Below are 13,746 nucleotides of genomic sequence, written 5' to 3'. Positions count from 1 at the left end.
AAGTCTCCACGGATAAATCCGGGGGCCCCTGACCCAATTGCTGGATTGTCATGATATTGAAGACACGGAGGAGAGGGGCTGTAGCGGGCCTATTTGCGATATCTGTTCGGCGAGCCAGCTTTCAAAGAGTTCGTTAATCAAGTGCAGCCGCATCGATTCATCGAGCTGGGCCGGCATGAACTTTTCTAGTCGAATAATTACCATCCATTCTGCCAGAGGACGCGGCGTCCAGAGTTGATTTGGCTGGCTGACGGACAAAAGTTTGCTGATTGCCGGGTGGGGCTGGCTCAGGGGTACTGGGCCCAACAAGCCACCTGACTTGGACTCGGGCCCTTCGGAATAGTCGCGGGCCACTTCAGCAAAGGTTTGTTCCCCTTCGAGGATGCGAAAGTAAAGTTCGTTTGCCAGTGCTGGATTTTTGGTGCGTACCAGGGAATAGACTACGTGGTCTAGGCTGGCTTTGCGGGTTAAAAAATAATTATCTACTTTAGGTCTCCAAGTGGCTTGCTTAAATTTTTCGATCAGCAAGGGCCTAACGGCCATCTCTTGAAGTTCTTCTTCCGTCATATTTTGGCCGCGCAGCCAAGCTTCTTTGGCTTCGGGGGCTGTCAGTTGGTGTTGTGCCAGAAAGTTCTCGACGGCGGATTGGCGTTCTTCGTCGCTGCAACTAAAGGATGCGATCGCTTGGTCTACTATTACACCCCGCAAGAATTGCGGCATCAACTGGTAGCGCTTCAGGAGCGATGGCATATCCTGAGCTTGCAGTAATTTATCGCCTATTTGAAAAAGTCCTGTCATTTTTTTATCTCCAACTGACTTGCGCTTCCCCTTTTAATTTAGCTGTGGCAGGAAAAGAGCGACAACCACTAACCCCTCGATTTCCCGATGATAGCAGACCGTCAGTGGGCTAGCGCTATTGCTGTCTATTTCTTGACGCTCTGCCTAGCGAGGGGTTCCCCACGGGTCTCATAATGGTAGCGGGATGCGAGAGTGGGAGAGTGGGAAAATCTTTACTTCTGCCATCTTCCTTGTTCCCTCAACATCCATCCGTTAAATCCCGTACACTCCTTAGTTGCTGAACTTCCTTCTTCCTTCACTCTCGGAATAGTCTTTCAAAGAGTGTTTCGAGTTGGGTCGAGCAAGCGCGACTGTCGAGATATTTGGGGTTTGCCGCCATTTTTTGCTGGATTTGATCGCGGTAGTGCCGACGCAGTTCTGGGTTGGTACCCAGTGCTGTGCTCAGCTCTAAATAAGAGTTCTCGCTGTTTGCTACCAGTTCCGGAAATAGCAGTTCTTCGAGCACGGCGGCTGATTGTCGCGATCGAGTTGTTTGCCCTTTTCTTACCACTACAGGCAACCCCACCAACAGAGGTTCTGCTAAGGAGCAGGCACTGCTGTATGGATATGAGTCTAAATATATATCAGCCAATTCCAGACATTTTATGCAATCTGCGCGAGATGGCAGCGCCTTAATCACAACTAAGCGCTTTTTGTCAATCCCAAATTCGGCAAAGAGCGATCGAATTTGGTTGTAAAAAGGCACCGTCGGATAGTTTCCATTGCGCGAACTAAAGGGATACAAAACTAAAATAGAATTCGGTACGGCAGCAATAATTTTTGCCCAAGTTTCTCTCAATTCAGGGATAATTGTCAAAGCTGGAGCGCCGGACATGAACACTACAGATTCGTCTGTAGCTCCCCAACTCCTGCGAGTCGGTTCAACTCTGCCAGGTGCTGATCCTAAAGTATAGCTTAAACAAACTCCCGAACCTTTTAAAGTAATTAATTTTTCGCGATACTCTGCTGCTGCACCTGCGGGCAATGTCAAATCTCCAGCAATGAAATAATCGATATTTCGGCTTCCGGTGGTTGCGGGGGTTGATACACCGGTAGCTATTTGCACTCGCGCTAGTCGGTGCAGGCACAGGAGGGCGCTTGGTTGGGAAGTGTCGGTAGTATTGGTGCAGATTAGCAGAATATCTAAATCGTGCGATCGCATTTCTCGAACTTGATTGGGCAAATCTTCTGACAGTTGCACCAGTTTGTCGGCGCAATTTTCGCAATATTTCCCCAGTCGCTCGTCTTGTACCTGGAAATAGTACACGATTATTTCAAATTTGCTTCTGTCTAAATATTCAAAACTCGAAATGGCAGCACGAGTCTCGCATTCATCACTAATTTTATCAAGCAAAAACCCAACTCGGATTTTAGTTCTTTCAGGTTCTCTATGAGGAAAATTCCATTCTATTTGACAGCCGATATTTTTCAAATAAAATTCCAGAATATCAGCTCTCTGACTCAATATATTGAGTAGATTGACCTCGCTAAAATACAAAAGTTGGAATCTAACATTTTTCGCAATAAAATCCCCCAAATAACGCCAAACTTCTGAATCGGGAAAACTAGCGATATTAGCAGCGACGTACTTGATTAACTGCTGGAAATATTCAGAGTACCTTTCTACTTCCCAGTTTTGTTTAAAATAACCGGGAGACTGAAATATAAATTTCAGAAAATCGTCAAAAAACCACTGAGGAATCGCTGCATTGTTATATTCAAGTGGCAACTGATAAGCGTCGCGGTACAGCATCGCTGCGAGGAGATATTGCATCTTCTCGGCAATTTCTCCTCCTTCATCAAGTTTCGAGGATAACTGCTGAACAAAACTTTGTTCTGACTCAGTTAAACTTTCATTTTTGAGGGCGCTATCTAGTAGCAATTTATGAGCTTTCCCCATATCTTTCGAGTAAGCAGTTTCTAATTTTTCCGCTGGCAAATTCAGCCAATATTCAGCTAGCTGTTGGCGGTATGGGCGCAGCGCGAGCAGAGGCTGTTTTGAGGGAAATTTATTGTATTGATCAAGCAGTGGTGACAATTCGGATAAACTCGGCTGGGTTCTCAATGCCAACTTTTGGCGGATTGTCTGTTTGATTTGTTGATCCAGGAAACTGTAATCAGGACTATTTAGTAGTTTTTTATAAAATCTGACTACATCCTTATGATTTTCCCCAGCAGCGAAGTTTTTCCAAGTTTGTTGTTCGGGATGAATCCGCAGCGACGAGAGTTTTTCGTCTACAAATCCGATGTGATAGTTTCCCATGATTCGCCACCACATATCTAAGTCTACATACTGAGATAATCCCGAATCAAATAATCCTATTTCTGCAAAAACTCGCGCGGCAATTAAGACGGTACTCGGCTCGCCAATTTTATTTATGGGGTTGATCAAGCAGTTAGTATCAGCCAGTAACTCTTTTCCGGGCTGAATAGATTTTAAATTCGACCAACTTTTATGCAAATCTTTAATTGATTGGGAAGCTAGGCGCAAAATCGGGTTAGATTCATCGTCAGCTATGGTGATGCCGCGCGGGGAGAAAACCATACCTATTTCTGGGTTTTGTTGGGCGACGGCGACCATTTTTTCAATACATTCTGGTGCGAGCAAGTCGTCTTGAAACAAAAACTTAATGTATTGACCTTTTGCTTGAGATATGCAAAAATTCCAGTTTTGTGATAAACCGTAGTTGCGGTGCAGTACGATGCGGAAATCAACTGAGGTTTGTAATTGGAATGATTGGGCGATCGCAATTGTGCGGTCTGTGGAGCCGTCATCGGATATAATCAGTTCTATGTTAGGGTATGTTTGGGCCAAAGCACTTTGAATTGCTTCCCCAATAAATGCTTCTCCGTTGTATGTCGGAATGCAAATGCTAACCTTCGGCTGCTCGTTTGGCAGTTCTCCTTTTAATTGACTTTGTTGCTGTGATGGTGGCAAGTTAGCCCTAATTTTTCCCGACTTCGCTTTGGCTGTTCCTGACAGAGGTATGCTTTGAAAGTTATCGGTAATCTCGGCAATATATTCGAGACGTTTGCTAATTTTATTACCTGTAACTTGCGGGTTGAGTAAAGTCTTAATTTCTTCTGCCGCCACCGCTCCCATTTGTTGAGCTTCCCGGTAATTGTTAAAGACGTACCGCATTAAATCTGCAGCGTGTTCGACATCTGCTTCGGCCCAAACATTGCCTTTTTTGTAAGGCCCGCAATCTTGCTCAATTGGGATTAACTTATACTTGACTAAATAGCTATTGCCGACATTCATAAATTCTGTATTTGATGAATAGCCGGTGGCAATTACGGGTTTCCCGTAAAACATGGCTTCAGCCATTGTTAAGCCAAATCCTTCGCAGCGGTGCAGGGATACATAACAGTCGCAATTATACAGCAAACCGTTAAGTTTATTTTTGGACAAATACCCGTCTAGATGTTTGATATTTGAATAATTAGCTATGGCAGATTTTAATAAATTTTGCTCCTCTAAATGTTTGTTTGAATTAGAAGATTTGATAATCAACAAGAGGCGGTCATCTTCGCCAAAAGCTTGTTTAAATGCTTGAATTGTCGCTAAAGTATTTTTGCGCTCAATGCGGCTGGAAAAGTCGAATACAAACAAGAAAATAAATTTATTTTTCGGTAAATTCAGTGCTTCTCTGTTCAGGGAATGTGCGGGAATATCAATACTTGGCATGATTTTAATGACGGGAATTGGCGCCAGTGCAGAAATTGCCTCGGCGCAATAGTTGCTGTAAGTCCATATTTCGTGAAAGTGATTAAATGCTGGCTGCCATTCTGGGGGAAATGCGGGAAGTTCCCAGGCCCAAAAGCCGATATTGTATTTGTTTTCAAAATAGGTGGAACCTGTATGTTTGATAAAGGCTGCAACTTGATCGGCGTTGACTTGAATTAAGTTTACGGGATGGGGATTGTCTAGGCTAAAGTTTTGATATGTGGTGTCTTGTTTGCGGTGAGGACTGCGGGTAAAATTGTTTATGGCGAAGGGAATCCCGGCGGCTTCTGCAGCTCTGATATTAGCTCTGACACCTTCTCCTATACCAAATTCGCCGTTAATGTAGCCGGCGATGTTTATTCCTAGACTAGGGTTCATAGTTTCTAATGAATTTAGCACAGTGTAGTGTGGATTTTTTGAGACTGTTGGCGATGTCTGAGGGGTTTCACCCCTCAGACATCGCCGTCCTGAATAGGCAGAATGGTTGTGTAATCACGCAGCCTATTAAATAATTTATTATGACTCTTAACCCCCGCGACTGCTCGTCAATTCCAGAAATGACAGCAACTGTTGCACGAACATTCTTTCCCAAAGGAAATCTATATACAGCACTTCCGGGTGTTATGAGGTACAATAAGAATAGATTAAAAAAATACACCAATGAAAGCATATTCCGTAGATTTGCAAACAAAAATAGTAGCAGCCCATATCGAGCAGAAGCTGTCTAGCAGAAAAACAGCAGCGATATTTTCCGTCAGTAAAAGTTTAGTTCAAAAACTGGTCAAGCAACAAAAAATAGAGGGTAATTTACAGCCGAAACCCAGGGGGAAACCGAGATACAGTCATTTGAATAATTCCACAGCTTCTTTGAGAGAAATAGTGGCAGCACATCCCGATGCAACCTTACTAGAATTGTGTGAGTTATTGGCCCAGAAGACGGGAAATTCGGTGGGTAGAACAGCTATGTGTAACGCCTTAAAAAAGTTGGGATTAAATCGTAAAAAAAAACAGTGAGAAGTAGCCAAGCCGGAACAGAAAGAGTCATGAAGTTAAGGTTAGAGTATTGGGGAAAAGTCACACATATCGACCCAAACAATGAGCGTGTTTTTAGATGATACTATTGTAATTTTGTTGGGATTCTGCTTGACTGAACAGCCTATTGTTTGTGCTTGTCGTTGATTCTGTCCGTAAAAACTGTATTTAGAGCGATAATTCTCAGGATGGTTTTTGGTTTCGGCTTGAACACCGACACTCACACCGGTGACAGATGCTAGGAGCAAATTTGCCACTAAAACCGCTTTATAAAACAAAGATGAGTTGACTTTCATGGATTGGGTAATTTAGAGAGAAATAACTAACTTTATGTTACCTCAATATTCATACTGTGATGTTTTAATCAGGATATATAGCGATCGCAAATGAATTGTAAATCACAAATCATGTATAATAATGAGGACGTAAATCTCAGTAGGAGTTGAGATGTCCCAAAAGAAATTGGCAGAAAAATTTGTGGAGCATGAAGTCAAAGCTTTATTGTAACTCGAAAATTTTATTGCCAGCAATCCCGACCCAAGAGAACTTAAAAGAGCTGCTTCTATCGGCATTTTAATTGAAGGAGTTCCCCGTGAAACTATTCAAAATATATTGGGAGTATTATCTCCATTTATCAGTAAGTGGAAAATCAATTATGCGTTGCATGGAATTGAAGGGTTGCGCTTAAATTATCAGGGTTCGCGGGGACAACTTAAGCCTGAAGAACGAGCGGAAGTCATCCAATAGTTAACCAATAAAAACCAGTGGGATTTATCCGAATTGTCAAATTAATTATATAGCCGAGCGATATCAGATTGAATTTCAATCAAAAACTAGCTACTACGAACTTTTTAATTCAGCGGGAATTAGCTGGAAAAAATCTCAAAAAAAATCCTAAATGTGATGAAGAACTCGTCAAAAAAAAAGCACCAAGAAATCTGTGAAAGTCTGGAAGAACACCGCTCAGCTATAGAAGCGAGAAAGCTTGTGGTGTATTTGATTGATGAGTGTCACCTATTGTGGGGAGATGTCTGTGGTTATCTTTCGGGAAGGTGCAACGAGAGAATAGAAATACCAAGGCGTGAATCAGAGAGAAAAACAAACTTATTATGGCGCAGTAAATTATTTAACAAAACAGTTTGTTCTGCGAGAATATGCAACGGCAAATTCTGAGAATACAGTGGCTTTCTTAAAAGACTTACAATCTTTAAATCCCGAAGCCAGACATTTGATTATTTGGGATGGAGCCAGCTATCACAAATATAAATAAATGAAAGCTTACCTAGAAGAAATTAATCAAGGTAAGGAGCGGGATGAATGGTCTTTAACTTGTGTCCTGTTTGCTCCTAATGCTCCGGAGCAGAATCCAGTCGAAGATATTTGGCTTCATGCCAAGACTTGGGTGAGAAAATTTGGGAATCGGCTCAGCTATCAATGCCTTGGTTAAATGGCAGGGTAAGCGCATCTAATTTTGTATTTAAAAATACAGATTATTGAACCCACTTGTAGATTGATAGAGACAATTTGAGTATCAAAGATGTTAGGTAGTATTCTTGTAAGAATAAAGTGTCTATCTTACTTAACAGGTTAGTCTTATGGCATCAGGTTTCAAATCTCGAAAACACAGGATTAAAAGCTCAAAAAGATTGAGTATAGCTCAGGCGACGGCACTGACAGAAAAAATGGCATTAGTATTTGGTGATATCAAAGACCCTCGTGTAGAAAGAACGCGTGTCCATATATTAACAGATATTTTGAGCGTGGGAATATTGTCAGTAATTGCAGGAGGTAATGGATGGGAAGACATGGAAAATTATGGATTAAGTAAATGTGAATGGTTGGAGCAGTTTTTAGCTTTACCAGGAGGTATCCCAAGTGCAGATACATTTCGAATCGTCGAGTTAACGCATTAATCCCAAAGTATTTGAGCAATGCTTTCGACGTTGGATAGAATCGATAGTTGAGGTAGTAGGGGCGCAGGTAATTCCCATTGATGGTAAGACTATCAAAGGCTCATATGATAGAGAGCAGGGGAAATCAGCTTTACATCTAGTGAGCGCTTGGTCGAGTCAATATCGTCTTGTTTTAGGACAAGTGAAGGTAGCAGATAAATCTAATGAAATTACTGCAATTCCTGCGTTATTAGAATTATTACATATGGCGGGATGTATGATTACGATTGATGAAATGGGTACGCAAACAGCCATTGCCTCCCAAATTTTTTATGAACACAGCTGATTACATTTTAGCCCTGAAAGCTAATCATCCTAAACTTCACGGACAAGTAAAAGATTGGTTTGAGCAACAATTATCTCAAGGGTTTGAAGGTATTATCCATAGTTATGACCAACGAGTAGAGCGAGGTCACCATCGGACTGAAAAACGTTCCTGTTGGTGTGTTCCTATTTGTCAATTACCAACTTTACATAACCAAAAAGATTGGGTTGATCTTCAATGTGTTGTCATGGTAGTCAGGGTCAGACATCTTTGGAATAAAACTACCCATGAAGCTCAGTTTTATTTAACGAGTTTGGAATGTAATGCTCATAAATTGGGGCAAGCTATACGTCTACATTGGGGTATTGAAAATGGTCTGCATGGGACTTTAGATGTCACCTGGAATGAAGATGCTTGTCGCGTCCGTACTGGTCATGGGCCACAAAACTTAGCATTGCTGCGACGAATTGCTCTTAATGCTTTAAATCTGGAGCAATCTTCCAAACGTAGTAATCGCCAAAAATCCAATCGCGCCGCTATGGATAATAACTATATGCTGACTATTCTCGCTGCTTGTTTATTTCCCCATGATGATGCCTCTCAACCCGCTTGTCAATAGCCTTTGAGATGCGCTTACCCTGGGTTAAATGGTTTTTCAATTTTACCATACAGTCACAAAGCTTTGACTTTCTCAAGTTATACCAATTTTACATGAAGTTGCATAGCATAAAGATACTGTTGAGAGGTGATGAGTTATGGCACGTCAACTGATGGTGGCGATCGCAGAAAGTGCAGAGAGTTTGGAGCAACAACTAAAAAACAGTCGTACCGCCAGTCAGAAAGAACGGTTGCAAATGTTGTGGTGGCTAAAAACTGGACAAATCACTCAGCATCAAATCCTGGCCAAACGTCTGGGACGTGATGGTTCAACGGTAACTCGGTGGTTGCAAAAGTATCGTCAGGGAGGATTGTCCGAATTGTTGGCAGTCAAGAGTGCACCCGGAAAATTGCCCCACTTGAGTCCAGAGGCTCTTGCCGGATTACAAAAAAGACTGGAACAGCCACCAGGCTTCAAAAGTTACGGAGAAATCGTGGAGTGGCTCAATGAGACTTATCAACTGAACCTGACATACCCCACAGTCTATCATTGGGTACACTATCGACTTAAAGCTAAATTAAAAGTGCCACGCCCCAAAAGCGGGAAGCAAGAACCCAATGCCGATCAGCGTTTTAAAAAAACATCGCCCCAGCCCTGTTGACCTATCAACGCTTGGAAAGGAAAGGGACAACGGCTGCGTTACTTGTGTCAAGACGAGACCCGCTTGGGACTTAAAACAGAAACAGGGAAAGTGATTATGGCGTTTGGAGTGAAACCTTACGCACTGGTACTCTGGAAACGTGACAATTTTTGGCTCTACGGGGTGGTCGAACCTTTGAGCGGCTGGCATTTTTGTCAAGAATACGATCGCCTCAATACTCAAAGATTTCAGGAGTTTATTGATGCCCTCTCACATCAACTGGGAGATGACATCGCACTTATTCAACTCTCCCCTGGCGGGGGCTCATGTGACCAGTGCTCTGCACTGGCCTGATAACTTGATTCCCGTTTGTCAACCAGCCCATAGCCCTGAAATCAATCCCATTGAACGAGTGTGGCAATTTATCAAACAACAATTCAAGAAAGAAGTGTTTCTGACTCTTAAGGAATTGCGCGAACGACTGGATCAGGTTCTGCAACAAATCACACCTGAAGAAATGAGTTCACTATCTTCTTACACTTTCATTCTGGAAGCTTTGTTCTATGCAGCTTCATATTAAATTGGTATTACACAAATTTGGTATTTTTGAACCAAAACTCAAGGGAACTGCTGCTCGATCGAACCCTTAATTAATTTACGAATGATTTGCGAGCGCTATAACAGCGAGATATGGCTAAAGTTGCGAAACTGCGATCGGTCTAACTGACCTATTCCTCTCAAAAACAGCCCTCGGTTTCAAAGCAATTCTCAACAATAGCCACAGCGCTCGCCATTCTCCGGGAGTTTCCTGGCGCTGCCACTGGCCCGGCCGACAGTACAGCATTTCGATCAAACAGCGGTGCTGGCTAATGTTCAGGCGATCGAACGCAATTCGCACAGTGGGAAATTCCACAAAACTGCACTCTTTTCCATCCCGAAAACTTGACTCAAACTGAGATTTATCGCTCACCAACTCAATCTTAGCCACAGGAATAAAACAGTTCTCTTCCATGATTTCCACAGTCGCAGAATCGCAATCAATTAAACCTTTGGCTAAACGAGGCTCTGTGCCCAACTCAACAACAGACGGCGCTACCGATCTCCTTGGTTTGACTGCCGCACTGCGAGAGAGTGGTTTCATTTTACCCTGGGATAAACTTGTCTCAAAGGCATATTTTTGCGAAATCTCTGCTGCTGTAAAACTTTCTTTACTGCCTTGGTTTTTCACCGCAAAACTTGGCCACTGCGTCAAAGCAACTTCCGCGCCACTTTCCGAAATTACAGTGGTTATACCCCAAAAACTTTTACCGCCAATATTCAATTGTACAACCCTGCGTAAATTGAACCATTCGTAAATGTCCGGCTTAGGAATATCCACCAAAATCAGCAATGCAATCCCGATCATCAGCAGGTTGTACCCGCTCCAAATCCATCCCAAACTCATTCCTTTTGACAGATGTGCACTTTCGGATATTGACTGTACTATGCCAACATTTTTAACTAAATTAATGTTTAAATTGTGCCACAAACTGACTGCTGTAGCTGCGAACAATACAATCAAAGGCCATCCCAAATTCCAGTTAAAACGAAAGCGATCGCTCGCCATTCCTTTTGGCGTCACCTGAAACCCTTTCCCAAAGGGATTCAGCATGGAACTCACCACCGTCACCGCTAAAGGAATACACTGGACAAACGAATAAACATCGGAAAGCAAAGCCGATCCCGATCTGCGGTTTAGCCAAGAAAACACAGTAAGTTGCACCAAATAGTAAGGCAGGAAAAAGTACAGCAATTCCCGCGCACTTGCCCGCAAAGGAATGATGCCGAAAAACGAATAAGCTAAAGGTATCAACAGATATAAAACCTTGGTTAAACTGGTAAACCAGTGCAGCAATCCTTCCAAATGAGACAGCCTTTGTACAAATCTGAGACCGCGAATTGTTAAAGGATTGGAATCAATAAAAAATGCCTGAAGAGTGCCTCGCGCCCAGCGTAGCCTTTGATTTAGATGAGCTTCTATATTTTCAGCCGCCAAACCAGCACTCAATTTTTCATCTAAATAAACTAACCGATATCCGGTTGCTGACAGCCGAATTCCGGTAAAATAATCTTCGCAGATTGAATCTGTGACCAAGCCTCCCGCTGCTTCTAAAGCACTCCGCCTCACAACAAAAGATGTACCGCAACAAACCACACTGTCGGCGCTGTCTTTGATGATTTCAATTTGCCGATAAAAGATTTCTTCTTCCGGCGCCAGCACATTTTCTAAACCTAAATTACGAGAGATGGGGTCGTGATTGTAAAAGCTTTGCGGTGTTTGAACGAGGGCGATTTCGGGATTTTGAAAAAATCCAACTGTGCGAGTTAAAAAGTTTTTAGTGGGAATAAAATCCGCATCGAAAACTACAATTAGTTCTCCATTTGTAATGGCTGTGGCATGATTAATGTTTCCAGCTTTGGCGTGAATATTATCTGGTCTGGTTATATACTCGCATCCCAGTTCTTTTGCCAGCAACTTGATTTCAGACCGCTTAGTATCGTCAAGCAAATATACTTTTTTGTTGGGATAATCTAATGCTTGACAGCCGATTACACTGCGCCGTAAAATGAAAGCCGGTTCATTGTAGGTTGGGATGAAAATATCTACTGGCGGGGTGAAGTTTCCAGCTTCAACTGCAACTGCCATGCGATCGGCTTCTCGACGCCGGTCTTTCATTCTCAGCATTAAATACAGTTGAATACTGGTGTTGAAAACTAGTAACATTTCTAGGAAAAACAGCCCCAAACTAAAGATACCGTTGAGGGGATCGGTTAAATTTAGAGTAGCGAGCGATCGCCATAAAACGTAGCGAATGGTTAAAGCCAGAACAATTGCAACTACCACAGCGCGCGACCATTTCTGCGGTTGAGGCGAAATTTTAATTGCAGCTAAAGCAACGGAGACAAGCACGATAGTCGGCACTAACAAATACATCTTGCTCGTAGCAGGCACTTGCAGCCACACAGGCGGGTTTTGCTGCCAAGTGTTGATTGTGGCAAAAATACCGCTGACTGTACCTTCACTGCCAAACCAGGCTGCGGCGATCGCACCTGCGAAAGCAACCGCCCCCAACACGACTAGCGTTGCCATCGGCACCCGCGAAATCCGCCCAAAGCGGCGTTTCAAGTCTTGAAAATCAAATCTTGAAGTTGTCATAAAATAATTTTAAAGTCCCGATCGTGCATGCAACAGTAAGGGTTTCCTGCTGTCCACTTTTTAATTCTGTGGAAAATTCCGACACACCCCCATTAGTATATTTACATTTTTTAACATTCTGACCATTGTATGATAATTCATCTTGCTTGCTGTTGCCAAACTGCTTAGCCAGTCCAAACCTGGCAAAATATAGCAGAAGGAAGAAGGTTTGAGTTACCAAGGAGAGAAGTCATATGAATTCCGGTAACACTGGAATGATGGGGAGTGGGGAGTCGGGGAATGTGGAATTATTGACCTTGACTTTATCATTCCCACTCAACCGGAAAAGATATCAGAAGCAATCTTAGGCAAGGATTTCAGCAATGTCGGCAACAGGCTTTCGGGCCTATTCCATAATAAAAAATAATTCTTGTGGGCCGTTTCTGCAACGCCCCCCATAAAAAGCTGATTGAAAATACTGCCACATCGGGGTCATAAACGTCGGGCGCGCTTGCTATAGTTCAAAAAAAATTACAGCAGTTCTCTATCTTGGTGAGGTATGCCCTATGCCCACGGAGGTTTATGTCCACGAAGGCCTATGCCCGCTTATTAAGCGTGGACCTCATATTACTGAGCAAGGCTATATCTTGTCTACAAATCAAATAGGATTGCTATATCACACTATAGCAATCCAGAAAATTTAGCAATTAGATGAATTTGACATCTAACTAAAGGTAGATTAATTTTATATTAATTTAAAAAAATTACCGCGATCGCAGCACAAAAATTTAGCCATCCAAAAACTAATCAGCCATTTCTAATTGCGAGATTGCATAGCGGGCGACAGCCAAACTAACTCTGGCTTGTTCTATTTCCGACAATTGGGCCCAAGGTCTTGTAGTAGCCATGACTAATTCCCCCCCTTCCGAATCAACATCTCGCATGGCATAAGCCAAAGGACGTGCCAACACCTGCAAATCTTCCTCAGCCCACTGAGGCAAAATATCTAAGACGCACTCTACCATTTGGTCAGCTAAAGATTGATACTTAACAGTGGCGTTTTGCACGCTTTGAGCGATGCTGGCCAGAAAATCTTGAGGAACGCGAGCAAATTTCTCGCGCAAAGACTTTTGCAGAGCAGTCGTCAGCCAAACTTGTTCTAATTGCGAGAATAAAACTTGCGACTTCAAAGCAATATCGCTGTCGCTGAAGGAATCAGATAGCGCAAATTCCTGCTCTAGGGCAGCTAAATAAGATTCGGATTCCAGCTGTGCAGGATTCCAGGGATAAGCAACATCAGTCTGAACAATTGTGGCGAGAAGTTCCATCTGGGCTTGAGTTTGTGAGTCGCGAAAATATTCAGAATCAGTAGATTGGGTAGCCATGATGTAATACCTAGGTGGGAAAATGAAAAGACAGAAGGGGGACTGTGCCAAGAGCTAGTTGCGAGCCATCAGTGGTGAGTAACTCTTTTAAATTCAGACTGGACACTCAACAGAACTTTGCTGTGCAACTCGCCG

9 protein-coding genes and 2 pseudogenes are annotated in these 13,746 nt (G+C 42.9%); 6 read left to right on the top strand and 5 right to left on the bottom strand.

The genetic code is table 11. The features are described from left to right. Positions 1-48: 48 nt before the first annotated feature. Both QUA10_RS01235 and QUA10_RS01230 read right to left on the bottom strand, forming a co-directional pair. Complete coding sequence (locus tag QUA10_RS01235; protein WP_333034840.1) at positions 49-798, bottom strand: peptidylprolyl isomerase; 750 nt, start codon at positions 796-798, stop codon at positions 49-51. A gap of 295 nt (positions 799-1,093) precedes the next feature. Beyond that, positions 1,094-4,942, bottom strand: coding sequence for a glycosyltransferase (locus QUA10_RS01230; RefSeq protein WP_333081292.1), 3,849 nt, complete (start codon positions 4,940-4,942; stop codon positions 1,094-1,096). A gap of 282 nt (positions 4,943-5,224) precedes the next feature. Here QUA10_RS01230 and QUA10_RS01225 point away from each other — a divergent pair, with 282 nt between their 5' ends. Next, complete coding sequence (locus QUA10_RS01225; protein ID WP_333081293.1) at positions 5,225-5,578, top strand: IS630 transposase-related protein; 354 nt, start codon at positions 5,225-5,227, stop codon at positions 5,576-5,578. 41 nt (positions 5,579-5,619) lie between these two features. Here QUA10_RS01225 and QUA10_RS01220 read toward each other — a convergent pair whose 3' ends face one another. Further along, positions 5,620-5,892 carry a hypothetical protein gene (locus tag QUA10_RS01220; RefSeq protein ID WP_333086145.1) on the bottom strand — a complete coding sequence of 91 codons (273 nt, stop codon included), beginning with the start codon at positions 5,890-5,892 and terminating at the stop codon, positions 5,620-5,622. Between the two features lie 151 nt (positions 5,893-6,043). Between QUA10_RS01220 and QUA10_RS01215 the strand changes: the two are divergent. The 5 genes and pseudogenes from QUA10_RS01215 to QUA10_RS01195 form a co-directional block, all read left to right on the top strand. Beyond that, positions 6,044-7,025 (top strand): annotated as a pseudogene (locus QUA10_RS01215) (IS630 family transposase); the annotation flags it as partial. A gap of 166 nt (positions 7,026-7,191) precedes the next feature. Continuing rightward, positions 7,192-8,432, top strand: a pseudogene (locus tag QUA10_RS01210) (ISAs1 family transposase). Positions 8,433-8,568: 136 nt separating this feature from the next. Beyond that, complete coding sequence (locus QUA10_RS01205) at positions 8,569-9,072, top strand: helix-turn-helix domain-containing protein (RefSeq protein ID WP_333086144.1); 504 nt, start codon at positions 8,569-8,571, stop codon at positions 9,070-9,072. A 42-nt stretch (positions 9,073-9,114) separates the two neighbouring features. Next, the gene (locus tag QUA10_RS01200) at positions 9,115-9,405 is read left to right on the top strand and encodes a transposase (RefSeq protein ID WP_333086143.1); all 291 of its coding nucleotides are present in this window, start codon (positions 9,115-9,117) and stop codon (positions 9,403-9,405) included. Next, complete coding sequence (locus QUA10_RS01195; protein WP_333082232.1) at positions 9,380-9,631, top strand: transposase; 252 nt, start codon at positions 9,380-9,382, stop codon at positions 9,629-9,631. The genes QUA10_RS01200 and QUA10_RS01195 overlap by 26 nt, the downstream gene beginning before the upstream one ends. 114 nt (positions 9,632-9,745) lie before the next feature. On the opposite strand, the gene QUA10_RS01190 is transcribed toward QUA10_RS01195, so the two are convergent. Together QUA10_RS01190 and QUA10_RS01185 are read right to left on the bottom strand one after the other, a co-directional pair. Continuing rightward, positions 9,746-12,247, bottom strand: a complete 2,502-nt coding sequence (locus QUA10_RS01190; protein WP_333082233.1) for a glycosyltransferase family 2 protein — start codon at positions 12,245-12,247, stop codon at positions 9,746-9,748. Positions 12,248-13,029: 782 nt separating this feature from the next. Further along, positions 13,030-13,611, bottom strand: a complete 582-nt coding sequence (locus QUA10_RS01185; protein WP_333082234.1) for a hypothetical protein — start codon at positions 13,609-13,611, stop codon at positions 13,030-13,032. Positions 13,612-13,746: the final 135 nt, after the last annotated feature.

Origin of the sequence: Microcoleus sp. Pol8_D6, assembly GCF_036700965.1 — a bacterium.
GTDB lineage: Bacteria > Cyanobacteriota > Cyanobacteriia > Cyanobacteriales > Microcoleaceae > Microcoleus.
This window is presented reverse-complemented; position numbering and strand designations above follow the sequence as displayed.

Bases quoted from the DNA above. Each gene is read 5' to 3' on its own strand.
- QUA10_RS01235 (WP_333034840.1), bottom strand. From the start codon at position 798: ATGACAGGACTTTTTCAAATAGGCGATAAATTACTGCAAGCTCAGGAT.
- QUA10_RS01230 (WP_333081292.1), bottom strand. From the start codon at position 4,942: ATGAACCCTAGTCTAGGAATAAACATCGCCGGCTACATTAACGGCGAA.
- QUA10_RS01225 (WP_333081293.1), top strand. From the start codon at position 5,225: ATGAAAGCATATTCCGTAGATTTGCAAACAAAAATAGTAGCAGCCCAT.
- QUA10_RS01220 (WP_333086145.1), bottom strand. From the start codon at position 5,892: ATGAAAGTCAACTCATCTTTGTTTTATAAAGCGGTTTTAGTGGCAAAT.
- QUA10_RS01205 (WP_333086144.1), top strand. From the start codon at position 8,569: ATGGCACGTCAACTGATGGTGGCGATCGCAGAAAGTGCAGAGAGTTTG.
- QUA10_RS01190 (WP_333082233.1), bottom strand. From the start codon at position 12,247: ATGACAACTTCAAGATTTGATTTTCAAGACTTGAAACGCCGCTTTGGG.
- QUA10_RS01185 (WP_333082234.1), bottom strand. From the start codon at position 13,611: ATGGCTACCCAATCTACTGATTCTGAATATTTTCGCGACTCACAAACT.